A 24455-nucleotide genomic window follows, 5' to 3' on the forward strand; every position below is an offset into this window, starting at 1 on the left:
ACCCGACCCGCGCCTCCCGGCTGTGCAGGACCGGCCGCTGTCCACAGCGACCCTCACTGGTAGGTGATGAGCGCCGGACTCGGCAGCACCTCGCGCATCGTCTGCTCGGGCGACAGCATGGGGTGGTCCTCGTCGATGAAGTTCTTCCATCCCCAGTGCACGCCCGCCGGAGCGCCCTGGTGCAGCGCCTTCCACGTCGCCTGCTTCTCCGGCTGCGACCCCTGCCCGTCGACGTGGATGAGCACGTCGAGCTCCGGGTGCTGCTCCAGCGAGGAGCGGTCCTGGATCATCGTCGAGCGGAACTGGTGGAGCACGAACGCCTTCGGCGGCAGCCCCTTCGACCGTACGAGGTCGGCGAGCCAGTCGGACACGCGGTTCACCTCGTCGGCGCTCACGGTGCCGATCTGGCGCAACGGCACCTGGTCCTTCCCGAGGCGCCACTCCGGGTCGAGCGCGAGCCACACGCCCGGCTTCGACAGCAGCGACTCGTACCGCTTCGCCTGGGCGAGGAAGTCTGACCGGCCGGGCTGGAGGTCGAGGATCACCGGCATCCCCGCGTCGTGCGCGGCGTCCACGTAGGGCTCGAGCGTCGACTCCGGCAGCTCGCTCGAGTAGTCGCCGTCCGAGCCGGCGTCACCAGCCGCCACGGTCGCGATGACCTCCATCGCGGGCGTGACCGGCTCGTCCGACACGTCGTCGTAGCGGTGGGCGAGCCGTTCCGCCCGCGCGACCGTCGCCTCCGGGTCCTGCTCACCGAGGACGCCGAGCACCGGCGCACCGGGTGCGCCGTACAGGGCGACGTACCGGTGACCGTCGAACGGGCGCTGGCCGCCGTGCGGCAGCTGCCAGCCGCTCTCCGCGGCGCGCACCGTCCAGTCCGGGTCCGCCAGCGCGTCGAACGTCGTCCCCACGAGCACGGTGGGGTGGCCCTTCCGCTCGTGCAGCGCCGTCACCACGTCGGGCGCGGCCGCCGGGTCGCTGACGCCGTCGGGCATCGCCACGACGCGTGCACCGGCAGCGCGTGCGGTCGCGACGGCCGCCGCGTCCGCGCTGCGGTCCGCCACGACGACCGTTGCCGGCCTGGAGGCACGGGTCGACCCCGGAGCGCGCGTCCCCTCCGGCGCCTCCCGCTGCTCGACGTCCGCGTCGAGGGTCACGCCGCCCTCGGCCTGGTACCAGCGGGCGCCGAGGCGGTCGAGCTCTCGGGTGACGTCGCGCGCCGCGCGGCTGTCGTCGCCGTCGCCGTCGGTCACGAGAACAGGCACGTGCGCGCGTTCCGCCGCCTTCGCTGCCGCCGCGACCGCACTCGCGTCGTCGGCCGGTGCGACCACGGCACCCGGCGCAGACGCGAAGAGGGCGCGACTCGCCCGGACCGACCGTTCGGCAGCGTCTGCCTGGTCGACGACCGTCACCGTGTCCGACGCTGCAGCGGCGAGCGTGGCACGGGGCGTGTCCGGCCCGGCTCCCGTGCAGCCCGCGGCTCCGAGCAGCAGTCCGGCGGTCGTCAGGGCGATGGCGAGACGGGTGGTGCGGGTGGGCATCCGGACACCCTACGAGGGTCGTCTCCATGCGCTGTGCACGGGGAGGGTCCGGCGTCCGCTATGCTGGTCGGGCTGCTCCGGACGGGGCAGTGGGGTCCGCTCGTCGGGCCTCGCGGGCTGTGGCGCAGCTTGGTAGCGCACTTGACTGGGGGTCAAGGGGTCGCAGGTTCAAATCCTGTCAGCCCGACCGCAGGGGCGTCTTAAGAACTGTCTTAAGAACTCAACAACGAGGAGAGGCCCGCAGCTTTGTGGCTGCGGGCCTCTCCTTGTTCTCCTGGGCTTCCGGGTTCAGGCGATCTCGGCTCCCGCCTTCGCTCGCTTGGATCGACTGGTCTTCGTGGCGGCCGCTCTCGTGGCAGCTACCGCCGCCGCCTTGTCCCGTCGTGCTTTGGCTCGCTTCTGGCGGACCTCGATGTCCGGCGCTCCACCCGGAAGGGTGCCGGTGTACTCGTTGAAGAACTCGCGGTCTCTGCGCCGTTGGATCGGCGGTTTGCGAGGGGGACGGTTCTCGGCTGCTCGGTGGTCTTCGATCTCCTTCGCCTTCAGGAAGTCGCAGATCTGCTTGATGTTGAGCGCGACGAGCAGGAACGTCAGGAAGACGTAGCCGGATGCGAAGCCGCGGGACTGCCTGTTGAGGTGGTCGTGCAGGGACCCGTACTTCGGAGCCTTGAGCATCGAGTTTCCGTTCTCGATGAGGTTGCGCGCGTATCCGTGGAAGTCGGTCCACTCGCGGGACTTGTATCGCAGGGCTTGGGTGAGCGGCGGGAGGTGCTCCTTCGGGAACTTGACGGAGTCCTGGCAGCAGATGAGGGGAAGGTCGTCGCCGACGGGGTAACCGGGTTCGCTCGGGTCCACCTCGTCCATCGTCAGCAGTTTTGCTTCGGATACCCGTGCTCGGGCCTTCTTGAGCGGGCACTTGATGCGGGGGCTGTCACCGGATGCGGGGCACATCATGGTGACGCTGCCGTCCGGGTTCGGGCGTGCCTTCGGTCGGACCTCCCACTTCTCGCGCTCATCGATGCGAGCACGGTACGTGATCTCATCGATCTCGCCGTCCTTGACGTGCTTACTGGCCATCTGGAGCGACATGAGCATTGCGGGGCAGTAGGCAGCGCTTTCGATGAAGATCGCGCCGGCGTACCCGCCTCGAGGCCCGAGACGGTCGTCGCGCCACTCAGTGCTCGCTTCCCAGCCGAGTGCTCGAACCGGGTCGTAGAGCCGCTCTGGCTTTGCGTTGGCGAAGTACTCCATGTCGGCGTCCGCGATGCCAGGCAGGTGTCCGGCGCGGACGATCTGCTCGAGGACGAACGCGGCGGCTTCGACATTGCCGCTGCCCGGGATGCTCAAGGTAGCGCCGAGGATGAGCTGCGGAGCCTTGCACCGGTCGTTCGGCTTGAGGAACACTCGGCGCGCGAGTGTGGCGTTCCACCCCCAGAGGTATTCCTCCTCAGTCTCGTACTGCGCCATCTGACCTGGGGGAGCGTCGATGCGCTTCGAGGTCTCGGTGACCTTCCACGCTGCGAACGGCGACACCGGCCCCGAGCGGGGCTTACCGGCCGCTGCTAGTACACGGTCCTTCTCAACACGCTTGGCAATCTTGTCCTTGTTGTGCGACATGCCCGTCGTCAGAGGGGAAGTCATGTGGGTGCCGTCGAAGCTGACGTCAACCTCCTTGCGCTCGGGCGCGTTGCGAATGGCGCGAGGCTGGAGGTAGAACGACATGGTGAGGAACCGGGTCATGAACTCAGCGAGGCGCGCCATGCCAGTGGCTTCCCGCTCCTTGTCGAGGTTCTCCATCGTCGCGGCGTTCTCCTCGACGGTCTTCGCCGTGTAGCGGTCTTCTCCGAGGTGGGGGTCGACGATCGCGATGAAGCGTCGGTGGGCGTTGCCGACGTTCTGCTGCCAGTTCTCGACCTTCGTGAGCGACTTCTTGCTGTTCGGCTTGGGAAGGCCGAGTTCTTCGCGTGCTCCGTCGGTGAGCATGCCGTAGAAGACGGACCCGATCTGGAGGATCAGCTGAGGCTGACCCGCAGTGGTCACGAGCATCCACCCGATGAGCAGGTTTTCGACGGAGATGAGCGCGGGGGCGCCACCGTTCGACTCCCGGAAACCCTCTTCATGGCGCCAGATGGCGTAGGCGTCCATGACCCCGGTGGCCTTGAGTCGAGCTTTGGCGAGCTTGACTGTCTTTCGGTTGAAGACGGAGAAACCAGAGCGGGTGTCTGCAATCTCGTTGTCGCGGAGGCGGATCTTCGAGAAGGTCTTTTCTTTCGCGATGTCGTAGACCGAGGTTTCCTGCACCGGCGCGCTCTTGCGGCCGTCTGTCTCGAAGAAGCGCATCGCCTCACCGTTGCTGATGCCGTGACCGCTCATCGAGAGGCTCCCGCGATGCCCGTGATGGTGTCGAGGTGATCGGCGATGTTTGTCGAGGATGCGTGGGCGTAGTAGTCGGTGATCGAGGCGAGTGAGGTGAAGCCGGCGACTTCCGCGATGACGTCAAGCGGAACGTTCGCGTTGAGGAGGCTGACGATCCATCCGGAGCGGAGACGAGTCGGGGTCAGCCGCACGGGTCCCGGGTGTGCGCTGATGAATGACTGGATCGGACGCGGGGCGTACTCCTCGAACTCGTAGCCGTGGAAGAGGAACTTCTCGTCAGTCGTAAGCGCCTGGTCGAGCGTGCGGATCCACTTCGCGCTCACCGGGACGCTGCGCTCAGAAGCGCCGCGCACGGTGACCCAACGCCGATCACCGTCGACGACGATGTCGCTGGTGCGTACAGCGATGATCTCGGCCGGGGAAAGGCCGGCCCCGGCACCGAGCGCGAGGAGGGCCGCGCCGTTGCGTCGCGCCTGCGCGGTGGAGAGGGCGATCTGCCACGAGTGCAGCTGAGCCATCTCCGCGCTCGTGTAGGGCGCCAAGCGCCGCGATGCCGGCGGTGCGAGGCGCCTGGTGCGCTCTCCGGTGAGCAGGGTTGTGACCGCGCCGAGGTGTCGGGTGGTGTCGAAGCGGTACACGGCGGAGTGGCTCTTGAGGACGGTGTTGACGTACAGCGAGATGGTGGAGTCGCGGAATACACGCTCGGGGGTCAGCTCGCAGCCGGTGTGCATCCAACGCCACGACACCAGCCCCGCCACCATCGACAGCAGCCGCCGGGTATTCGCGTACGTGGTCGGCGCCACGGTACGGACCACCTCGCGTACGAGCGGTCCTGTGGTTGCGTAGGCGGCACGGTTGATGATGGGCATGTAGTTCTCGATGGCGTCGTCGATCTTGTTCGCCATGGCAACGTCGGTCGGGGCGATGGGCGGCTGCAGTCGGGGCGAGCGCGGGGCCGGGGACTTGGTCGTGTTCTTGATCACGTGGGCCCCTATGCGGGCCGGTCCAGACCAGCTGGGACTTCCGGACCTGGGCCATCGGAAGGGCCCGGTTCCCGCTAGTGCAGGGGAAGGAACATCCGGTAGCGGTCGAGCGAGGCGTACGTCTGAACACCTGACTCCAGGAGCAGTGTGTCGACGGGCGTGTTCTTGGCGAGTCGTCCGCACAGCCACGTGGAGCGCATCCGTGCGGGCCGGATGTCGAGGTCTGTGGCGGTCCGGCGGACGAAGTCGGCGACTTGGCCAGATGCCGCCGAGTGACGTCCGGCTCGGAAGACCCAGTCGTCGTGGTCGAGAGTCTCGATGGCTCGACGGAGGACCGGCTGCCAATCGTCCTCGATGGGGACTGTCCGCCGGCGGGAGTCCCGCACTCGAACGGCGCTGCCATCGAGCGTGACGTCTTGAAGTCGCACCGCCAGTAGTTCACGCGTCGGAAGTCCAGCGCCGAATCCGAGAGCGAGCAGAACGTCTGCGTCTCGGCGAGCAGTAGCGGTCCCGCGTGTCCTGGCCCAAGAGTACAGCTCCGCCCGCTGCTTGGCGTCGTAGGGCGGGGTCGGTGTTGACCTGCCAATGCCACGTAACGGCGTCGTCGGTACCTCGGTGACTACGGCTTCGCTGACGCGGAGCAGCTTGCCACGCACCGTGTTCTTCGTGCCTCGGCTCATCCCCGGCATGCCATTGATGACGAAGCTCTCGATGCGGCTGCGACGGAACATCTTCTGCCGGTCCAGGTCGAGCGCCTTTGTCTGCCAGCACCACAGCACGAACGGCGTGAGGAACGGATACAGCGACCGAGGCTCGACACCGAGCTCAGTGCTGACGTCGTCCACAAGCGCGGTGAGAAATGGGCCGATCCGATCCCACCACGGCAATGCGAGCAACGGTGTGTAGGTCGAGGACGACGAGGAGTCCGAAGTCACGATATGTAGCCCTTTCGTGGTGCGACCTGCGGAACGGTAGTGATCTCGACGACGGAAGTCGTCCTGTTTCTGGCCTCGGATCCGCGTCCAACGGGGTGGCAACACAAATCGCGAGCCGTCCGCGCATAGGCGTCCCGAGGCCGACCTCCGGCCTCGGGAAGGAACCCCGTGCCGGAACACCACAGCGCGCTCGAGCAACTGCACGCCCGATGGAGAGCATTCGCCGCCCTACCCGCAGTCGAACTCACCGCGGATCAGCGGCGAAGCGTGGACTACTACCTTGCCGACGTCCAGCGGGGCGAAAGCGCCGAATCGCACGTGCGACGCTGGATCACGATGGCCCACGAGCTCGACGGGTTCACCAGATCTCACGGGCGGTTACCACAGGCGAGCGCTACGCGACCTCGGCCTCGAACGCCTGAGCAGCAACTTGTTGATCAACTCGCGTACCAGCGGCGCCCCTCGACGCGCGCGGCGATGGTCGAGTACCAACGCGCACGCCTCGAAGCCCTCCCGGGCTTTCAATGGGAGCCGCAGAATGATCGCTGGGATGCCTGGCTCGAGCAGCATCAAGCATTCTGGAACCGAGAGCAGCGGCCTCCTCGTCGACGATCGCCCGACCCCCAGGAGGCGAGCATCGCGCGCTGGGTTGCACACCAGCGCGCATCGGACCGAGCAGGCACCCTGCCCGCCGAGCGGCGTGCACGCCTCCTATCAGCACAGTTCAGGGTGTTGTGAGTCGAGTAGATGAGGGAGCGTGGACGAGGTCAATACGTTCCTCGCGAGAGCCAGGAACGACCGCACACTGTGTCGGGCCGCTTGTCCGGATAGCGCCCGGTCAGCGCGACGATCAACGGACTAGGTATGTGAGACGACTCTCGTACCGCGTCTCCCGCTGCATGAGGTGTCCGATGCCGGTTCGGTTGGCGACCGGCTATCGCACGCGACGACTGCTCGGCGGGCGGCGACGCACTCTCGGGCACGACCACTTCATAGCGCAGGCCGGTCCCGCCGGGACAGGATGGTCACACTGACGGTACTTATGCCGCGCTCGCCCCCTCCGCACCGGCAGAAGGGCTGTCGATTCACGGGAAGGAACCCTCGCTTGGAGAGCATCGAAGACGTCATCGGCGTCGACCGCGCGCTGGATCTACATTTCGACAGTCGAGACAGGCAGCTGTCCGCAGAGAGCTGGTCGGCTCAACTCACTCAACGCCACTTCGACGAAGACTATGAGGAGACCGACGCCAGTCAAGTGGTTGCCAGCGCGACCCTCGTACGGGTTGATCTCAACGACGTGGACTGGTTCGACTCACTCGATGCCGAGAGCGGGGATCTCGCGGCCATCGCGTCGGCTTTCCTCGACCGCGGTGCTCTCGCGGAAGTCGACGAGGATGCGGCCTTCGCGGACAGCCTCACCATCATCGATTTCGTTTCCGTTCCGAAGGAGCACCGAGGGTCACGAATCAGCCACGCACTTGTGCAGGGCGTCGGCCACATCCTTCGCAGCGACATCGTCGCGTTGACCCCTGCGAGTATCTCCGGTGACGACTCCGGCCGTCTCTTCGTCGACACGGCGAAGCAGGAAGCTCTTCGAAAGCACTGGGCTCGAGCCGGCTTCCTGCCCATCGGCGGGAGCGATGTCATGTTGCTGCCACTCAACAACCGTGGCGCAGCGCACGCACCGACTGACGGGTAGAGATCTCGCCGCCCGAGTCGGGCTGCCCAATCACGCTCTCGGCCGCGGCGACGGGCCGTGGCGAGTTGTCCTTCAGCCGATCCCCGAACCGTACGGCGTCAGCAGCGCGGCAGCCCCGTACGGTAGTCGACCGCCTATCGGAACGGGGTGAGGGGCGTGACACAGATGCAGAAGGGTCAGCCCTCCACCCACACGTCTGCACGACCGCCAGACCGGCACTGCAGATCTGCTCCGAACCGGACATCAGTCCATTGCAGGTCGACGGGTTCTTCGTGCAGGCGGAGCCCGCCTGCGTCGAACAGCGCGATCCGTCCGGGACCAACAGGTGTGCTGTCGAATGTCACCACCCACGCTTCGCCGTTCCGCGTCCTCGTCGATTCGTCGATCGTCGGAGTGCATTCAGAGCCCGCGCACAGTGCGACGGCGTGCACCTCACCCGACGACTCCGGGACGTGGATCGAGACGGGATTCGACTGGTCGTAGTCAGGGCAGATCGAATCCGGAGTGATCGAGCAGCCTGCGAGAGCTGATGCGCCGATGCCGAGCGCCAGGGTGTCCAGAAACTTCCTGCCGCTGATGAGCATGTGTCAACCCTAGCAAGGTAGTGGCACGACGCCCGGTTGACGATCCCGCTCCGCACGACGTGGCTCGTAGGCTACGGATGTGCACCCGCCCCTCGAACCCTCACGGTCAGGACAGCTCGAGCGACCTGACGGGGCACGTCTGTACTGGGAGACCTCCGGCAACCCCGACGGCCGTCCGGCGTTGTACCTGCACGGCGGACCGGGTTCCGGGCTGGGTGCCGGAGGCTACCGACGACGCTTCGACCCCGACCGGTACCGGATCGTCGGACTCGACCAGCGCGGCTGCGGACGAAGCAGCCCATGGGCCGTCGACGACCTCGCATCACTCGAACACCACACCATGCAGGAGCTGATCGCCGACGTCGAAGCCCTCCGCGAGCACCTCGGCATCGAGGCATGGCTGGTGCACGGAGTCTCCTGGGGCAGCACGCTCGCACTCGCCTACGCGCTCGCCCACCCGACCCGGGTCACCGAACTGGTACTAGTCGCCGTCACCACCGGCGCCCGCCGCGAGATCGACTGGATCACCGAGGGCGTCGGCGCCGTGTTCCCGGAGGCATGGGCCCGGCTCACCGAGGGGCGCCCCGCCGGCGTCCGGGTCGTCGACCACTACGCCGGACTGCTCCGCGACCCTGACCCGACCGTCCGCTCGGCAACCGCCCAACGGTGGGACGCCTGGGAGTCGACCCACGTGTCACTCGACCCGAACTGGAAGCCAGGGCCGGTGCACGAGGACCTTCGGGTCCGCGAGAACTTCGCGACCCTCGTCACGCACTACTGGTCCAACGACTGCTTCCTCGGCGAAGACGAGATCATCAGCCGTGCCGGCGAGCTCGCCGGTACACCAGGCGTGCTCGTCCACGGCCGCCACGACATCAGCGGCCCCGCCGTCACACCCTGGCTACTGCACCGAGCATGGCCCGGCAGCAAGCTCACAATCGTCGAGTCCGAAGGGCACGGCGGCCCAGAGGAAATGCGACTCGCTCAGGAGGCCATCGACGCCTTCGCGGCTGTCCGATAGGCGATCCCTCCACGGGCTCATACAGGAGGCGTCGCGAGAGAGGCAAGGCTGGGGCGTAGGCGGTCTTGATACCCGGTTGGATGCTGAGGCGTCTCGCGCGAGCCTCAACGAAGAGTGAGGGGCTGGTGCTGTCAGTGGGCGATCGTGACGATGTGCTTGCCGACGACGCCCCCGGCTTCGAATGCGTGGTGCGCGGCGCGGATGCGAACGAGGGGATGTTCGGAAGCGATCACGGGGCGGAGGTTTCCCCGATCAACGCTCGCAGTCAACGCTTCGAGCATCTTGGTCGTGGGGTTGGCGTTGAAGGTCCGGATGCGGCGGGCTCCGTGGATGACGGAGAGGCCGATTGCGGTGATCGCAGCCCCCGTGAGGGCGGCGGTGACCATGCGGCCGGAGGGAGCGAGAGCTCTGTGCCAGGAGAGGAGTTCGCTGCCGACGAGGTCGATGATCGCATCGAACAATCCGACGGCATTCGAGGTCGCTGATGCGCGGTCGAGGACTGTGTCCGCGCCGAGCGCCGCGACGGTGTCGGCCGTTCGGGCGCTGGCGATCGCTGTGACGGTCGCACCGGCGTGGTGGTCGAGTTGGACTACGGCGGTGCCGACGCCGCCAGCGGCGCCACGCACGAGGAGGCGCTGCCCGGGCATGATACGGACCGTGTCCAGGGCGAGTTGCGCGGTGACGCCGGCGACGACGAGCGATGCGGCTCCAGCATCTGACACGGACGTCGGGGCGGCAGCGAGCCGGTCCGCGGCGGCGACGACGTACTCCGCTGCGCTGCCGAGCCGGTGCTTCTGCTGCGGGTGGAGTTGCCCCCAGACACGGTCCCCGACCTGGAACCCGGTGACGCCGTCACCGACTGCGTCAACCGTACCGACGAAGTCCAGACCGATCCCGATGGGGAACTTGCGTCCGGAGACGATCGTGAGCTTGCCGGCGCGGAGCATCGTGTCGTAACTGTTGACACTGGTCGCCCCGACCGCGACCCGGACTTCACCTGCTTCGGGTGCGGGGGTGTCGACGTTGACCAGCGTGAGGACGTCGGAACCGCCGAACCGGGTGATCTGCGCGGCACGCATCATGACTCTTGCGATCCGGTGTGGGTTAGAGCGCTGCGGAGCCGAGGGCGGCAGTGGCTGCGGCGAGGACCGCGAGGACGATCGGGGGGACTGGTGATTCATGGCGGCGGACGTGCACGATGGCGGCGGCGACCATCACGACGACCAGGCAGATCGCGGCGATCGGGCTGAGGATGACGGCGATGCCGGTGAGTGCGGGAAGGATGATGCCGAGTGCGCCGAGGATCTCGACGATGCCGATGGCTTTCACGGCGCCGCCGCTGTAGTCCTCGACCCAGGCCATGGTGCCGGCGAGGGCGGGCTTGGGACGGGTGGCTTTCATGAGGCCGGCTGCGAGGAAGGCCAGTGCGGTGAGGCCGCCGATGATCCAGAACGCGATGATCACGATGTGCTCCTGAGGGGTCGATGCAGGTGTGTCGGTGGTTGCGGAGGGGGCTAGCGACGTGGAGCGCGGTCGTTCCAGATGACGGGTGCCTGGCGAAGCCAGGTGTCGTCGTCGACGCTGTCGAGGAGGAAGCGGGCGACCTCGGCCCGGCTGACGCTCATGCCCGGCTTCTCCGCACCGGCGAGAGCCGCCCGGAGGGGGCCGTTCGGGGTCTTGTCGGTCAGCGCGACGGAACGGACGAGGACCCAGTCGAGTTCGGAAGCATGCACGAGAGCGTCGACGCCGTGGTGGTCGGCGTACCCGTGCCGGATCCCGGAGGCCTTGATGAGTGCTTTGAAGAGCGGGTTGAGGGTCGTCCAGGAGTTCCCGGCGCCCTGCGTGGAAGCGACCGCGATGCGGCGGATGCTCTGCTCCTGCATGACCGTGAGGATGTCGCGGGTCGCGTCGGTCATGAACGTGGGCGGGCTGACGGGCTTGGCCCACGGGTTGTCGCTGGCACGGGAGTTGTTCAGTGCGCTCACCACCGCGTCTGCCCCTTTCGCCGCGCGGCGGATGTCGTCGATCTTCGCCGGGGTCCCGGTGACGAGCTCCACACCGGCTGGAACGTCGACGGCGTCGGGGTTCCGGACGAGTGCGCGCACGCGGTGTCCGCGGTCGACGGCTTGTCGGAGGACGTGGATGCCGGTGCGGCCGCTGCCGCCGAGGACGAGGAGGGTGGACAAGAAGGTTCCTTCCAAGGGTGAGCTGCTGGGCTGACCGACTGCGAGCAGTAGAACGATCCGTCCTTGCCTCACTCCCAGTGCGTATAAACATGATGTGTGCGGAAGCGTTCGCCCACAAAAGGCACTTCAAAGTGCGTCCGATGTGCCTGAAACCGCGTTCGCATGTGGTTACGGTGGCGCTGATCGAGGAGGCAGTCATGGCAGTGGAACGCAGTGTGGCAGGACAGATGGCCGCGGAGCGGGTGGTGGTCGGACCGTGCACCTCGTGGCCGGAGGACAGTGCGTTCATCCGCGAAGTCCTCGACCGGATCGGTGACAAGTGGACTGTGCTGGTGCTGAGCACCCTGGGTGACAGGGCGCTGCGGTACTCGGATCTGCAGGCGAGTATCCCGGGGATCTCGCAGCGGATGCTGACGGTCACCCTCAAGGCGCTCGAGCGTGACGGTCTCGTGGGTCGGCAGGCGTACGCGGAGATGCCGCCGAGGGTGGAGTACGAGGTCACCGAGCTCGGCCGGTCGCTGCAGCGTGCGGTGCTGCAGCTGTCGCGGTGGGCGGCGGAGAACCACACCACGGTCGCGACGAACCGGGCACTCAACGACAAGATCGGAGTCGGCCGCGCTCGGTCCCCCCAGGACGACGGCCGCTTCACGGACTGAGCACGGTCACGCGGCCGACCCCCCGTGGGTCGCAGCGGACGCACTTCAAGGTGCCTTTTGTACGGCCCGATCCTTCGGCCGATGATCTCATTACGCACTAGTAGTGAGGTGAACGAGATGACCGAAGCAACCCCGTCCGGCACAGCCCGGCCGATCACGATCGAGGTGTGGGCCGACCTAGGCTGTCCCTGGTGCTACGTCGGCAAGCACCGACTCCAGGAGGCCATCGCCGCACGCCCAGACCGTGACCGGTTCCGACTCCGCCTGCGCTCCTTCGAACTCAACCCCGGCGCCCCGCACACGCCGGAGACGATCGAGAGCGCCTTCATCCGCTCGCACGGCGGGAACGCCGAGGTCGTCCTCCGCGCAGAACGACAGATCCAGGCAGTCGCGCAGAGCGAGGGCCTGCCGTTCGCACTCGACCGGTTGAACGCGAACACGTTCGACTTCCACCGCGTCGTCCACCACGCCGATGAACGGGGGCTCGGGTTGGCGTTCTCCACCCTCGTCCAGGACCGGTTCTTCGCTGGCGAGCTGAACCCGTTCGACGAGGACGCCCTCGCCGAGGCCGCCGCCGAGGTGGGACTCTCGGCCGACCGTGTCCGCGACGTCCTCGCCGGGAACGAGTACGGCGACGCCGTCCGCGCCGACATCGCCGAGGGCCGCGCGCTCGGTGTGCAGGGTGTCCCCTTCGTCGTCTTCGACAGCCGGTTCGCCGCATCCGGCGCGCAATCCGTCGCCGGATACGCGCAGGCCCTCGACGCCGCCGCCGAAGCACCCGCAGGTGTCGCATGACCGACACGGTGACCGGCGACCCGGTGCCGGCGCTGCAGCTGGTCGGTGATGCCGGGGCCGCGTTCTGCGATGCCGATTCCGGTGGCGCCTGCGCCCTCCCGACCCCCACGAGCGACAACGACTGACGAAGAGGAAGACACCATGGAACGCAGGTACCTCGGAGCGACCGGCATCTCGGTCTCCACGACAGCCCTCGGCACGATGAACTTCGGCGGCTTCGGCAACACCGACCGCGCCGAGGTCACCCGGATGATCCACACCGCGATCGATGCCGGCATCAACCTCATCGACACCGCCGACCGGTACGGCAACGGCGACTCCGAACGCCTCATCGGCGCCGCGATCCGCGACCGCCGCGACGAGGTCGTCCTGGCGACGAAGTTCGGCCTGCCCGACGTCCAGGACCCGAACCAGCGCGGCGCATCCCCGCGGTGGATCCGCACGGCCGTCGAAGCGAGCCTGCAGCGCCTCGGTACTGACCACATCGACCTGTACCAGCTGCACAGGTACGACTGGAACACCGACCTCGACGAGACCCTCGGGGCACTGTCGGACCTGAAACGAGAGGGGCTGATCCGCGCGTTCGGGCACTCGATGTTCCCGGCGGAGAAGATCGTCGAAGCGCAGTGGGTCGCCGACCGACGCGCCCACGCCCGCTTCACCACCGAACAAGCCCGCTACTCGATCCTGAACCGCCGCGTCGAAGCGTCCGTCCTGCCCACCGCACGCCGGTACGACATGGGGGTGCTGACCTTCAGCCCGCTCGCGAACGGGTGGCTCAGCGGCCGTGACCTCGCCGAGAACAGTCGCGCCCGGCTCAGCCCCGGCATGTTCGACCGCACCGCGCCCGGCAACGCCGAACGCTGGCACCTCGTCGAGCAGCTTCAGGACATCGCGTCGCAGGCTGGGCTGAGCTTGCCGCACCTCGCGACCGCGTTCGTCCGCAGCCACCCCGCGGTCACCGCCGTCATCGTCGGGCCGCGCACGCCGGAACAGCTCGACGACCTCATCGCCGCAGCCGAGCACACCCTCACGCACGACGTCCTCGACGCGATCGACGCCGTGGCAGACCCCGGCACGGAGACCCTCCCCGCGGACTACCTCACCGAGATCCCGGCGCTGACCGACCCGGCACAGCGCCGCCGCTGACCAAGCGTCACTTCAGGAAGAAGCCTCATGCCCACCATCGCCATCATCGGAGCCGGCCCCGGCCTCGGACTCGCCATCGCCCGCACGTTCGGCGCCCAGGGATACGCCGTCGCCCTGATCGCGCGCACCCAGCACAAGCTCGACAACCTCACCGAGACACTCGCAGCGGAGGGCGTCACCGCCGCCGGCTTCGCTGCGGACGTCCTCGACCGTCCCTCGCTCATCGCAGCCCTCGAAGCGGCGAAGGAGCGCTTCGGCAGCATCGACGTCCTCGAGTACTCCCCGGCCGACGCGACCTCGGGCGCCACCGCGCCCGTCGACGTCCGGCAGGCCACTCCGGAGAACGTGCAACCGCAGGTCGAGTACTCCCTCTACGGCGCCATGACTGCGACCGCGACCGTCCTGCCCGCCATGCTCGAAGCCAGCGCCGGGACCATCATCGTCACCACCGGCGCGGGATCGGTCTACCCGGTGCCGATGTTCGGCAACGTCACCGCCGGCGGCGCCGCACTGCGCAACTGGGCCGTGAACCTCGGTACCGCGCTCGAGGCTGACGAAAGCGGCGTGCACATCGCACACGTCGCGATCGGCGTCTGGATCACCGACCAGGCCCCGGAGGGCGTCTCCAGCCTGACCGCCGAGCAGATCGCACCCCGCTACTGGGACCTCGTGACGAAGCACGACGACCACGAGGTCATCATCCAGGGATGAGCCGCGAACCGCGGAGGACCCGACCCGAGCTCGTCCTCCGCGGCCGCTCTTGACGCGGCGAGGTCAGAACATCGTGTTGGTGTTCGCTGCTTCCTCGGGGACCTCCTGGATGACGTCCCAGTGCTCGACGATCCGGCCCCCGTCGAGTCGCCAGAAGTCGGCCACCGCCATGCCGCGGTCGCCCGGCACCAGATGCAGGTTGCTGTGGGTGACGACGAGGTCGCCCTCGGCGATGGTCCGCTTGATGTCCAGGTGCAGGCCGGGGAACTGTCCGCGGAGCCAGTGGACGTACCCGACGAACGCGTCCGGGCCGTCACCGGCCTGTGGGTTGTGCTGCGTGTAGGTGTCGCCGAGTGCCCGCGCGGCCGCTGCTTCCGGTTCACCGGCGTTGAACGCCTGCTCGTAGAACTCGCGGACGAACTGCGCATTGTCGGTGGCTGCCATCGTGTCCTCCTCGTACGGTGCTGGATCGGTGTGCCAGAACCTACCCGCTCCACCACGTCCTGAATAGGATCGGCCAGTGAGATGGTCGGCATCTCGCTCGCGGTCGTCGCCGCTAGCCTCGCCGGCGTCCGCAGGAAGACCGACGAGCGAAACGCATTCAGCTCGTGGTGAGGAGCGCCTCGCTGAAATCCCAGAGTCGTTTTGCAGCGATGGGATCCTGGGCCCATGGTTGGACGCCAACGAGGGGTACATCGTCCGTCGCGGGGATCGCTTCGGCGCAGTCCTCGAAGTAGCGCCCGCTGACGCCGTCAACGCTCGGCGATGCGGCGAGGAGGACCGACGTCGCGGCCCCTTGTTCCGGTGTTTTGAATCCCTCGGCGGGTGTCCCGTCCGCGCGAACGATGCCGATCGCGAGCGCCTGCTCATGAGACAGATGGCGCGAGAGGTCGGTGAGGATGCTTCCGGGATGCGCAGCGTTCGCGACGATCGCGTCCTCGCGCCAGCGGCAGGACGCCTCAACCGCGAAAAGCGCGTTGGCCGTTTTCGACTGCCCGTACGCTACCCATGGATCATACGGACGGCGCTCGAACATCACGTCATCGAAGTTGATGCCCGAGGTGTGGTGTCCTGCGGAGCTCACGATCACGACTCGCGAGAATTCGCCCCGATCAGCCGCGCCAGCGGTGAGAGCGTCGCGCAGGCCGGTGATGAGCGCATGGTGCCCTAGATGGTTCGTAGCGAACTGCAGCTCCCAGCCCTCGTTCGTTCGGATCTCCGGGGTCGCCATGACGCCGGCGTTCCCGATGACGACGTGCAGCGGGCCAGCCCATTCGGCAAGGAACGTCGCGACCGAATCCTGGTCCGCAAGATCAAGCGATCGAGCGTGGACATCCGCGCAGTCGATAATCGACCGGAGCCGTTCGACAGCCGTGAGACCCTGCGTCAGGTTCCGGACCGCGATCACAACCGAAGCGCCCGCACGTACCAGTGCCTCAGTCGTGGCCGCGCCGATCCCAGATGCCCCGCCGGTGACCAGAATACGAACGCCGCGCAGATCGACCCCTTGAAGAACCTCGGCCGCGATGGATGAAGCGTCGAAGGGGGTGGTGATCCTCGTCATGGGACCAGTCTAGGCGACACCTGTCGCGCATCCATCGCGTTCTCGCTCTCCACGGAGGTGTGCATGGGCCGGATGAGAATGAGGTTGTTGCCGCGGCTGTGTCGAACAGGATGGCGAATCGCTGGACTGTGTGCTCATCGGTCCATTTGTGGCATGGCCCGGGGGGGGGGGGGCAGCAGCGCACTCGTGAGCTGCCGGTGCGGACAGTGAGAAGGTGAACTGTCTTCGTGGTGACGGACAATGCTCGGCCGCGTCGAGTTCCGTCTGATGATCGAAGCGTCGAGGCAGGCAGTGAACCCTCGACATGGTGCGGGCCAGTGTGTCGTCAATGTCGAAGAAGACGATCCCCATTCGGGCCGGCGGCAGGGCGCCACCCTTTCGAGCGCGCGACCGTTTACCGAGACAGTCTCCTCGTCTCTCGCACCCAGCGTTCTTCGTAGAGCCCAGTCCCTGGATCGATCTGTCGATCTCCTCGGCGCTGGAAGCCGTGTTTGGCGTAGAAGCGTTGAGCGCGCTCGTTGAACGAGAACACGAGGAGGTGAGCATCCTCTTCGTTGAGCGCAGCATTCAGGAGGCTTGAGGCAACCCCCGTGCCCTGGGCCTCGTGATCTACGTACAACGTCGATAGCTTCAGGGTCGGCAATCTGCTCGAGTCGCCGGAACTGCGGCTCGTGCTCGCGACACCAATGACTTGTTGCTCGGGCGACTCTGCAACGAACACGATTCGACTGCCGGTGCCGATGCGCTCTGCCCAGCGATCCGTCGCCGGACGGAGAGACCGGGCGTCTAAGAAAGAGTCCGGGACGATGCCACGGTAGGTCTGCTCCCACATCAGCGTCTGAAACAGTCCGACCCTTTCGGCGTCATCAACACGTGCCCCCCGGATGCTCACCACCAGACCAGTGTGGAGGACTCTCACCGGGCATCACAACGTCTCACTTGCCAATCCCGCAGCGGGCGTTGAGCCAAGGGACGGCAGCTCACCTTGAGCGGCCGCGACTGCGCGCACGACACTTGGCTCGGAGCAGTCTTCCTGCCAGCATGCGCGAAGCTGAGGACCATGGGGCGGCAATGATGGTTGGCATGGGTTCCTGGCACAGTGGCTCTCGCCCTCCTCACGGGTTGGGTAGCAGCGACGGTCGCTGTCTTCGCCCACGCGGCTCCAGTGCACCTCGCATGGCAGGCCGCGTTGACTGCGTCGACGAATCCCGACCCGCTGGCTGATCCGCCTCCAGACGTGGCTATTGTCGATCTGCAGATTGCGATCATGCTCGCCACAGCGCTCCCCGTCGCGTTGACCATCCTGCTGCTCGGACTCGTTGCTGTTCTGCTCCGTCGAGGACGCGGGTGGGCCCTCGCGCCGTCATGGATAGCGACCGCTGTCGGAGCGTTCGGACTGCTCCCCGCGATCGTGGCCACGCTCGCAGGTCTCGCGGGCGGCGTGTTCAACGGGTTCATCCTCTTCGGATGAACAACAATCGGCAGTCTCGGTAGCCGATCGATCATCGGACGTAAGTGCCCGTCGTTGACCTCGATCCCGACGACGCGCATCTCAACGCTTTACACGAAGGGTCGATGCAAGAACGGGTCCTTGCTTCGATCCGTGATGCGGTGCGAGAGATGATCGGTGGCTCGTCAATGCCAACGTCGGCTGTATGACGTCAGGCCTCGAAGTCGTCTGGGACGCTGCTGTCGAAAATCAAAGTCGCGAGGAGGAGCAATCGCGCGTAGTACGGCCGAGCGCGGAGCGGGAACGCCCACATCGACGATGCGAGACCCGAGATCATGTCCATCAGTTGCTGAAGTTCGAGGTCGTCGAGAGGGTTCTTTTGAACGACCTTCAGAGCCAGGCCATGCAAATCTGAACCGACCATGACCGCATCCACCGAGCCGTACACGGAACCTCCCGGCACGCTCTGCGGGAACCGTTCCGCGATGTGCGCTGCGAGCTCGATCTCGAGAGGGGTGGTCATGCAGTGACGGTAGCAAGCTCCTCTGCACAGTGAGGGTCCCGTAGTCGATCGATCATCGGTACGGGCACGTTGTCCGCGCCCTAGAGTGCCGTTGTGGATGAGCGAGCAGCACCGAGGCGGCGCTCGTCACGCCGGGGCCGCACGCTCTTGCTCGGCGCGACCGGTGCCACACTGCTCGTCCTCGCACTCATCTGCGCCTACGGAAGCGACCTGCACCAAGGCGTCGGTGTCGCCGCTTGCCAATCGCGACAAGCGCCGGACGGCTTCCCTCCGGAGGGCATTCGGACAGCCCACAGGACCCTCGTCCCGCTCGGTACTGCGTGCGAGTTCGAGTCTCAGTCCGGTCGCTCGGTCCTGTCTCCGGAGACCGACTGGCGAGCAACCTGGATCGCAGCCGAAGGCTCCGTGTTCCTTGCCGGCGCGGTCACCCTCATGGCGTCGCGACGTCCACGTGGGACCGATAAACAGAACGTCCGATAGCCGATCCCCTGCCGGAACTACCCAAGCCGCTTGCGGGGTTGACGGTGCGGTTGGGCTGCTCCGACGAACGCGCGCTGATGCCTCCCGTAGTCCTCCGACGCGCTCGGCGCTCCGGCATCGCGAACCTGCTGCAGCCTCAGCACAGCCGACCGGATCGGATCCATAGCGGCGACTACGTCATCAGGCGCAAGCAGTTCCACCGCGCTTTCCGCGGCCGTCATCTCGTCATAGAAATCGTGCCCAGGTTCCCACTCAGCATCAACCTCGGGCCCCTTAGCCCGGGTCGCCCACTTGTCAGCCGTCGCCAGGAACGTTTTGCATGCGTCGAACCGCTGCTCGCGAAGCCAACGCGCGTGTTGCTGCTTGCCCTCGCCACTAGCTCCAAGACGCGCGAAGACGTACGACAACGCCGCGGAGACAGCGACGGTCACGATAGGCAACACTGTCGAGGAGTCCACATTCGGAGACTAAGCGCCGCCTCGGCGTAGCCGGCCGAAGCATCTCACATCCACCTTCGGACGCCCACACCGCGGATTTGGTGTAGTATCCTCACATCGCAGCGGTCTGGACCGCTCGTCTCCGTGTCTGAAGCCCCACGTGCTTCCGGCCTCGATGGACAACCGTGGTACGGGTTCCAGTAGCAGTGCCCTTTTTGTCGAGATCTCTCTCCTGTGACGCTGGCTCTGCGGACGTGGGGCGCGAGTATCGGCGCAGAAGGCGATTGAAGTGTCCGACACGAACAACATCCCCGCACGTCCTCGCGAGATCGAACGCGACGCTCGTGCCCTCCAGAAGTTCTCTGGGATGAAGTACACGCAGGCTCTCCGAGCGGTGGAACATCCGCTCGCGCAGGGCATCCTGGGTGAACGGATCTGTACCCGAGACATCATCCGCGTGTTGACCGCGCATCCGGCACTCTCGACAGATGCGGCCGGGGCGGATGAGCGGATCACCCATCTGGGGCGGAACGGTCTCCGGTCAGCTGATCAGTCTCCGCTCGAGCTGTCGAGCGAGCATGACTATCTGAGTGTCGTGCTCGCTGCGGAGGTACTCCGGGCGTTCAGCGCAACGGACGCACCGAACAGCGACGCTGGCAGCTACGGCCTGAAGCACACGGTGGAAGAGTTCCTCGGCGAGTACTTGCCGGACTTTTCATACGTCTCCAACGGAACAACGATCTGGGCAGCGGCAGCAGTCGGGATCCCCGTCCGCGGGCACACCACGGACGCCGACGACCCGAACGCAGATTTCGGGCTCCCCTCTGAACAAGTCGACTACGCACGGCGGATGCGGCGAAGCTCCGGTGGGCAGCGCGACAGCATCCGCGCGCACCACCACCGTCCCCCGGGCTACACGTTCCTGCAGGGCGCTCTGACTGAGTGGCGTGACTCGAAAACGGCGCCGGGCCGATGGGATGGCGTCGACGAGAACGCAGCATCCCGAACGAGCCCGTTCCATGAGTGGCTCGTCGCACAAGCCGGCCCTGGCGACATTGGTTCCCGGGCACGTCTGGCCGACGACTACGCTGCCGGCTTCCGCGACGGTGATCACGGCGTTGCTCAGCAGCCGGAGCACCTCATCGGCATCCTGCGCGCCCTCAACGCGGACGAGGCATTTCTCGACGCAGCTCGGGAGGCGATCGTCGACTGGGCTCGAACCTCTCCGGACTCCACGGGTATCCGTACCGAACTGATCTCCAGCAGCCGCGACGATCACGACGGGTGGGGTGCTGGGTCGGGTGACACCGAGCGGTACACGTATCGATGCCCCTGCGGCCGCGACACGATCATCGAGGAACACGAGAACACGCCAGGCTTCCGTGAACACGACCACTGGTTCGGGTGCGACATCTGCCGCCAGGAGTGGCAGTTCGTCGACGGGTTGCCGACGCGCGAGTGGCGGATCGAGCCGCGACGCGCGGCGTAGCAACAGGCGTCTCAACGGACGCGGGGGGCTCCTGCCGATGGCAGGAGCCCCCCGTTGTTTTTGTGTCCGAGAATGAGGTAGATCTCGGCCAGCACGACGAGGATTCCCACGACGTGGGCTGCGGAGGCGCTCGCGCTGTTGTCTACCGCCCCGGAGCCAGCTCTGACGTTGCAAGTCGCGGAGTTCTACGCCGAGACTCGTGCACTGATCGAGGCGGACTACGAGCCCGATTGGAGTGGGCTGACAGCGATTGTCATGCCATCGAGCTAGGGCGTGTTGATCAAGAAGGTGCGGGGTGGCCAGCCGCCGCGAGTTGCGCGGGAGAATGGGCGTATGAAGATCCAGGTGCTGCATATCGAGGATTGCCCGAATTGGCAGGAGGCGGGCGATCGAGTACGGCTGGTGCTCGACTCGATCGGACGGGGCGATGTTCCGGTGGAGTTCGTGTTGATCCGCACCGAGGCTGAGGCGGTGAGCTCTGGTTTCGCGGGCTCGCCCACGATTCTTCTGGACGGTCAGGACTTGTTCCCGTCCCAGGGGAACACTGCCGACTTGGCGTGCAGGGTCTATCTGACCGAGCGCGGCTTTGCGGGTGCGCCGACGGTGGGACAGCTTGAGCGCACGCTGCAGGAGCGCGAAGCGCTCGGCGGAGATCGGTCTTGATCCAGATCAGCGCCGCGGCGAGGCTGACGGCGGCTCGGTAGTTGCGGGCGAGTTTGTCCGAGCGCATCGCGATGCCGCGCCACTGCTTGAGACGGTTGAAGCAGCGTTCTACGACGTTGCGTCCCTTGTAGCGTTCCTTCTGCTTGTCGCCGAAAGCGATCGGCCGGCCCGGCTTCTTGCGGCGGTGCGCGATCTGGTCGTCCCGCTCGGGGATGGTCGCCGCGATCCTCCGGTCGCGGAGCCAGGCGCGGTTCGCCCTTGAGGGGTACCCCTTGTCGGCGAGCACCCGGTCGGGGCGGGTGCGGGGGCGGCCCTTCCCGTCGCGGGGAACGCGGATGTTCTCCAGCACCGCGCTCATCATCGTGGTGTCGTTGATGTTCCCGGCGGTGATCATCATGCTCAGCGGCCGGCCGCGGCCGTCGCAGACCAGGTGCAGTTTGGTCGTCAGCCCGCCGCGGGAGCGTCCGATCCCGTGATCAGGCGGCTCGGACCACGGATTCTTGTGATTCGGCACAGCCCCCTGTGTCCCGGGCGAGGGTCGCGCCGTGCTGATGCACGCGCGCGATCGTGGAGTCGATCGAGACGACCCAGTCGATTTCCCCAGCGGCGTCGGCCTGCTTCTGCACCTCGGTGAGCAGCTTCTGCCAGGTGCCGTCCCCGGCCCACCGGTTGAACCGCTTGTAGATCGAGTTCCACTTCCCGAACCGTTCCGGAACGTCACGCCACGGCGCACCGGTCCGGTACTTCCACGCCATCCCCTCGATAGCGAGCCGGTGATCCGTCCACGGCCGCGACCGACCGGTCACCGTCGGCATCAACGGCTCCATCACGGCCCACACCTCGTCAGAGATCTCCTGTCGCGTCACCGTTCAAGACTCACCCACCGAGGAGCGGAACCTCTTGATCAACACGCCCTAGGGCGTGTTGATCAAGAAGGTGCGGGGTGGCCAGCCGCCGCGAGTTGCGCGGGAGAATGGGCGTATGAAGATCCAGGTGCTGCATATCGAGGATTGCCCGAATTGGCAGGAGGCGGGCGATCGAGTACGGCTGGTGCTCGACTCGATCGGACGGGGCGATGTTCCGGTGGAGTTCGTGTTGATCCGCACCGAGGCTGAGGCGGTGAGCTCTGGTTTCGCGGGCTCGCCCACGATTCTTCTGGACGGTCAGGACTTGTTCCCGTCCCAGGGGAACACTGCCGACTTGGCGTGCAGGGTCTATCTGACCGAGCGCGGCTTTGCGGGTGCGCCGACGGTGGGACAGCTTGAGCGCACGCTGCAGGAGCGCGAAGCGCTCGGCGGAGATCGGTCTTGATCCAGATCAGCGCCGCGGCGAGGCTGACGGCGGCTCGGTAGTTGCGGGCGAGTTTGTCCGAGCGCATCGCGATGCCGCGCCACTGCTTGAGACGGTTGAAGCAGCGTTCTACGACGTTGCGTCCCTTGTAGCGTTCCTTCTGCTTGTCGCCGAAAGCGATCGGCCGGCCCGGCTTCTTGCGGCGGTGCGCGATCTGGTCGTCCCGCTCGGGGATGGTCGCCGCGATCCTCCGGTCGCGGAGCCAGGCGCGGTTCGCCCTTGAGGGGTACCCCTTGTCGGCGAGCACCCGGTCGGGGCGGGTGCGGGGGCGGCCCTTCCCGTCGCGGGGAACGCGGATGTTCTCCAGCACCGCGCTCATCATCGTGGTGTCGTTGATGTTCCCGGCGGTGATCATCATGCTCAGCGGCCGGCCGCGGCCGTCGCAGACCAGGTGCAGTTTGGTCGTCAGCCCGCCGCGGGAGCGTCCGATCCCGTGATCAGGCGGCTCGGACCACGGATTCTTGTGATTCGGCACAGCCCCCTGTGTCCCGGGCGAGGGTCGCGCCGTGCTGATGCACGCGCGCGATCGTGGAGTCGATCGAGACGACCCAGTCGATTTCCCCAGCGGCGTCGGCCTGCTTCTGCACCTCGGTGAGCAGCTTCTGCCAGGTGCCGTCCCCGGCCCACCGGTTGAACCGCTTGTAGATCGAGTTCCACTTCCCGAACCGTTCCGGAACGTCACGCCACGGCGCACCGGTCCGGTACTTCCACGCCATCCCCTCGATAGCGAGCCGGTGATCCGTCCACGGCCGCGACCGACCGGTCACCGTCGGCATCAACGGCTCCATCACGGCCCACACCTCGTCAGAGATCTCCTGTCGCGTCACCGTTCAAGACTCACCCACCGAGGAGCGGAACCTCTTGATCAACACGCCCTAGGGGTCCACCCCGATAGCCCATCGGCTTCCGGTACGGGTTTGCTCATAGGGTTGCTGGGTGATCGCGCAGGTTCTTGGTTCTGGTCGTCCGCTTGTCGCTCTCCACGGCTTCGGGGTGGACCACCGGATCATGCTGCCGCTGGCGGATGCAGTGCAGGATCTGCCTTGGCGGATGGTGTTCCTCGACCTGCCGTGGGCCGAGGCCGCTGCGGTGACGGCGACCGCGATGAGCGCGGTCGACGTGGCCGACGAGGTACTCGTCGAGATCGACGACCACCTCGGCGACGAGCCCTTCGCCGTCATCGGGAACTCCTTCGGCGGCATGATCGCCCGACACGTCGCCCACGAACGCCGAGACCAAGTGCTCGGCGTCGCGACCCTGGCGGGTGTCGTGCATGCGGCACACGCAGACAGGGCCGTCCCCGAGCGCATCGTGCTGCACACCGAATCGTCCGTCCTTGAAGCCGCCGGGGACGCGCGAGAAGCGTTCGAGGAGGTCAGCGTCATCCAGGACGCGGCCGCGTTCGCAGCGTTCGAGCGGTACGTGCTGCCCGGTCTCCGTGGCGCTGACACTGCGGTGATGGACCGCATCTCGGCCGACTACGCGCTGGACGCCGTTCCGGAGGAGCGGCACCCGGAACCGTTCACCGCTCCGGCCCTGCACGTGTTCGGTCGGCAGGACGACGTCGTCGGCTACGAGGACGGGCTCGCGCTCCGGGACCACTACCCGCGAGGGAGCTTCGTCGTCCTCGACGGTGCTGGACACAACGTGCACCTCGAGCACCCCGGGATCACCGCCGCCCTGATCCGCGACTGGCTCGCGCAGGTCGACCGCCAGCCAATCGGCTCTCGGACGATGGCTGCTGGATAGCATTTTCGCCATGTCGGTCGTCGATCTGGTGGTATTGCCACTCGGCTGGCAGACGTCGGCGCCGACGCTCCCTCGTCATCGCTACTTCGGCCGTGGACGTTTCTCCACGCGCCG

27 protein-coding genes and 1 tRNA gene are annotated in these 24455 nt (G+C 66.8%); 11 read left to right on the top strand and 17 right to left on the bottom strand.

The window, feature by feature from the left end:
- Window positions 1-53 precede the first annotated feature (53 nt).
- A complete protein-coding gene (locus tag ABC270_RS07705) occupies window positions 54-1541 on the bottom strand; it encodes a hypothetical protein (protein WP_412880236.1) in 1488 nt (495 codons plus the stop codon).
- A 113-nt stretch (window positions 1542-1654) separates the two neighbouring features.
- Here ABC270_RS07705 and ABC270_RS07710 point away from each other — a divergent pair.
- Window positions 1655-1728, top strand: a tRNA-Pro gene (locus ABC270_RS07710).
- Between the two features lie 101 nt (window positions 1729-1829).
- On the opposite strand, the gene ABC270_RS07715 is transcribed toward ABC270_RS07710, so the two are convergent.
- The 3 genes from ABC270_RS07715 to ABC270_RS07725 all read right to left on the bottom strand — a co-directional run bounded on the left by ABC270_RS07715 (window position 1830) and on the right by ABC270_RS07725 (window position 5835).
- On the bottom strand, window positions 1830-3881 hold the full coding sequence (locus ABC270_RS07715; RefSeq protein ID WP_412880237.1) for a hypothetical protein: 2052 nt from the start codon (window positions 3879-3881) through the stop codon (window positions 1830-1832).
- 29 nt (window positions 3882-3910) lie between these two features.
- Entirely contained in the window at window positions 3911-4900 is a 990-nt protein-coding gene (locus ABC270_RS07720; protein ID WP_412880238.1) for a tyrosine-type recombinase/integrase, read from the bottom strand.
- A 74-nt stretch (window positions 4901-4974) separates the two neighbouring features.
- Window positions 4975-5835: a hypothetical protein gene (locus tag ABC270_RS07725; protein WP_412880239.1), complete on the bottom strand. Its 861-nt coding sequence runs from the start codon at window positions 5833-5835 to the stop codon at window positions 4975-4977.
- A gap of 1105 nt (window positions 5836-6940) precedes the next feature.
- Between ABC270_RS07725 and ABC270_RS07730 the strand changes: the two genes are divergently transcribed.
- Complete coding sequence (locus ABC270_RS07730; protein WP_412880240.1) at window positions 6941-7534, top strand: hypothetical protein; 594 nt, start codon at window positions 6941-6943, stop codon at window positions 7532-7534.
- 176 nt (window positions 7535-7710) lie between these two features.
- Here ABC270_RS07730 and ABC270_RS07735 read toward each other — a convergent pair whose 3' ends face one another.
- The gene (locus ABC270_RS07735) at window positions 7711-8118 is read right to left on the bottom strand and encodes a hypothetical protein (protein ID WP_412880241.1); all 408 of its coding nucleotides are present in this window, start codon (window positions 8116-8118) and stop codon (window positions 7711-7713) included.
- A 79-nt stretch (window positions 8119-8197) separates the two neighbouring features.
- Between ABC270_RS07735 and pip the strand changes: the two genes are divergently transcribed.
- Window positions 8198-9139 carry a prolyl aminopeptidase gene (pip, locus tag ABC270_RS07740; protein WP_412880242.1) on the top strand — a complete coding sequence of 314 codons (942 nt, stop codon included), beginning with the start codon at window positions 8198-8200 and terminating at the stop codon, window positions 9137-9139.
- A 131-nt stretch (window positions 9140-9270) separates the two neighbouring features.
- Here the strand turns inward: pip and ABC270_RS07745 are convergent, their stop codons facing one another.
- The 3 genes from ABC270_RS07745 to ABC270_RS07755 are packed head-to-tail and all read right to left on the bottom strand — an operon-like array spanning window position 9271 to window position 11325.
- Window positions 9271-10218: a quinone oxidoreductase family protein gene (locus tag ABC270_RS07745; RefSeq protein WP_412880243.1), complete on the bottom strand. Its 948-nt coding sequence runs from the start codon at window positions 10216-10218 to the stop codon at window positions 9271-9273.
- A 25-nt stretch (window positions 10219-10243) separates the two neighbouring features.
- Window positions 10244-10603 carry a DoxX family protein gene (locus ABC270_RS07750; RefSeq protein WP_412880244.1) on the bottom strand — a complete coding sequence of 120 codons (360 nt, stop codon included), beginning with the start codon at window positions 10601-10603 and terminating at the stop codon, window positions 10244-10246.
- Window positions 10604-10653: 50 nt separating this feature from the next.
- Complete coding sequence (locus tag ABC270_RS07755) at window positions 10654-11325, bottom strand: NAD(P)-dependent oxidoreductase (RefSeq protein WP_412880245.1); 672 nt, start codon at window positions 11323-11325, stop codon at window positions 10654-10656.
- A 197-nt stretch (window positions 11326-11522) separates the two neighbouring features.
- Between ABC270_RS07755 and ABC270_RS07760 the strand changes: the two genes are divergently transcribed.
- The 5 genes from ABC270_RS07760 (at window position 11523) to ABC270_RS07780 (ending at window position 14636) form a co-directional block, all read left to right on the top strand.
- The gene (locus tag ABC270_RS07760; protein ID WP_412880246.1) at window positions 11523-11981 is read left to right on the top strand and encodes a winged helix-turn-helix transcriptional regulator; all 459 of its coding nucleotides are present in this window, start codon (window positions 11523-11525) and stop codon (window positions 11979-11981) included.
- 117 nt (window positions 11982-12098) lie between these two features.
- On the top strand, window positions 12099-12776 hold the full coding sequence (locus tag ABC270_RS07765; protein WP_412880247.1) for a DsbA family oxidoreductase: 678 nt from the start codon (window positions 12099-12101) through the stop codon (window positions 12774-12776).
- Complete coding sequence (locus tag ABC270_RS07770; RefSeq protein ID WP_412880248.1) at window positions 12773-12901, top strand: hypothetical protein; 129 nt, start codon at window positions 12773-12775, stop codon at window positions 12899-12901. Before ABC270_RS07765 ends, ABC270_RS07770 begins: the two co-directional genes overlap by 4 nt.
- A 16-nt stretch (window positions 12902-12917) precedes the next feature.
- A complete protein-coding gene (locus tag ABC270_RS07775; protein WP_412880249.1) occupies window positions 12918-13925 on the top strand; it encodes an aldo/keto reductase in 1008 nt (335 codons plus the stop codon).
- A 27-nt stretch (window positions 13926-13952) separates the two neighbouring features.
- Window positions 13953-14636, top strand: coding sequence for an SDR family NAD(P)-dependent oxidoreductase (locus ABC270_RS07780; RefSeq protein WP_412880250.1), 684 nt, complete (start codon window positions 13953-13955; stop codon window positions 14634-14636).
- Between the two features lie 63 nt (window positions 14637-14699).
- Here ABC270_RS07780 and ABC270_RS07785 read toward each other — a convergent pair whose 3' ends face one another.
- The 3 genes from ABC270_RS07785 to ABC270_RS07795 all read right to left on the bottom strand — a co-directional run bounded on the left by ABC270_RS07785 (window position 14700) and on the right by ABC270_RS07795 (window position 17095).
- Window positions 14700-15080 (bottom strand): nuclear transport factor 2 family protein, encoded by a 381-nt coding sequence (locus tag ABC270_RS07785; RefSeq protein ID WP_412880251.1) that lies wholly within the window; start codon window positions 15078-15080, stop codon window positions 14700-14702.
- Between the two features lie 157 nt (window positions 15081-15237).
- The gene (locus ABC270_RS07790; protein WP_412880252.1) at window positions 15238-16200 is read right to left on the bottom strand and encodes an SDR family NAD(P)-dependent oxidoreductase; all 963 of its coding nucleotides are present in this window, start codon (window positions 16198-16200) and stop codon (window positions 15238-15240) included.
- A 394-nt stretch (window positions 16201-16594) separates the two neighbouring features.
- A complete protein-coding gene (locus ABC270_RS07795; RefSeq protein WP_412880253.1) occupies window positions 16595-17095 on the bottom strand; it encodes a GNAT family N-acetyltransferase in 501 nt (166 codons plus the stop codon).
- Window positions 17096-17299: 204 nt separating this feature from the next.
- Between ABC270_RS07795 and ABC270_RS07800 the strand changes: the two genes are divergently transcribed.
- Window positions 17300-17671: a hypothetical protein gene (locus ABC270_RS07800; protein ID WP_412880254.1), complete on the top strand. Its 372-nt coding sequence runs from the start codon at window positions 17300-17302 to the stop codon at window positions 17669-17671.
- 190 nt (window positions 17672-17861) lie between these two features.
- Here ABC270_RS07800 and ABC270_RS07805 read toward each other — a convergent pair whose 3' ends face one another.
- Window positions 17862-18173, bottom strand: coding sequence for a hypothetical protein (locus ABC270_RS07805; protein ID WP_412880255.1), 312 nt, complete (start codon window positions 18171-18173; stop codon window positions 17862-17864).
- Window positions 18174-18670: 497 nt separating this feature from the next.
- Complete coding sequence (locus ABC270_RS07810; protein WP_412880256.1) at window positions 18671-19111, bottom strand: hypothetical protein; 441 nt, start codon at window positions 19109-19111, stop codon at window positions 18671-18673.
- A 268-nt stretch (window positions 19112-19379) separates the two neighbouring features.
- On the opposite strand from ABC270_RS07810, the gene ABC270_RS07815 reads away from it, so the two are divergent.
- Complete coding sequence (locus ABC270_RS07815; protein WP_412880257.1) at window positions 19380-20579, top strand: hypothetical protein; 1200 nt, start codon at window positions 19380-19382, stop codon at window positions 20577-20579.
- 280 nt (window positions 20580-20859) lie between these two features.
- Here ABC270_RS07815 and ABC270_RS07820 read toward each other — a convergent pair whose 3' ends face one another.
- The 4 genes from ABC270_RS07820 to ABC270_RS07835 all read right to left on the bottom strand — a co-directional run bounded on the left by ABC270_RS07820 (window position 20860) and on the right by ABC270_RS07835 (window position 23419).
- Window positions 20860-21756 carry an IS5 family transposase gene (locus ABC270_RS07820; protein WP_374109597.1) on the bottom strand — a complete coding sequence of 299 codons (897 nt, stop codon included), beginning with the start codon at window positions 21754-21756 and terminating at the stop codon, window positions 20860-20862.
- The gene (locus ABC270_RS07825) at window positions 21719-22108 is read right to left on the bottom strand and encodes an IS5 family transposase (protein WP_007929259.1); all 390 of its coding nucleotides are present in this window, start codon (window positions 22106-22108) and stop codon (window positions 21719-21721) included. The genes ABC270_RS07820 and ABC270_RS07825 overlap by 38 nt, the downstream gene beginning before the upstream one ends.
- A 62-nt stretch (window positions 22109-22170) precedes the next feature.
- Window positions 22171-23067 (bottom strand): IS5 family transposase, encoded by an 897-nt coding sequence (locus ABC270_RS07830; protein WP_374109597.1) that lies wholly within the window; start codon window positions 23065-23067, stop codon window positions 22171-22173.
- A complete protein-coding gene (locus ABC270_RS07835) occupies window positions 23030-23419 on the bottom strand; it encodes an IS5 family transposase (protein ID WP_007929259.1) in 390 nt (129 codons plus the stop codon). The genes ABC270_RS07830 and ABC270_RS07835 overlap by 38 nt, the downstream gene beginning before the upstream one ends.
- 109 nt (window positions 23420-23528) lie before the next feature.
- Between ABC270_RS07835 and ABC270_RS07840 the strand changes: the two genes are divergently transcribed.
- On the top strand, window positions 23529-24341 hold the full coding sequence (locus tag ABC270_RS07840) for an alpha/beta fold hydrolase (protein WP_412880258.1): 813 nt from the start codon (window positions 23529-23531) through the stop codon (window positions 24339-24341).
- The last annotated feature ends 114 nt before the right edge of the window (window positions 24342-24455 follow it).

Origin of the sequence: Curtobacterium phoenicis, assembly GCF_047238015.1 — a bacterium.
In the GTDB taxonomy this organism is placed as follows: Bacteria; Actinomycetota; Actinomycetes; order Actinomycetales; family Microbacteriaceae; genus Curtobacterium.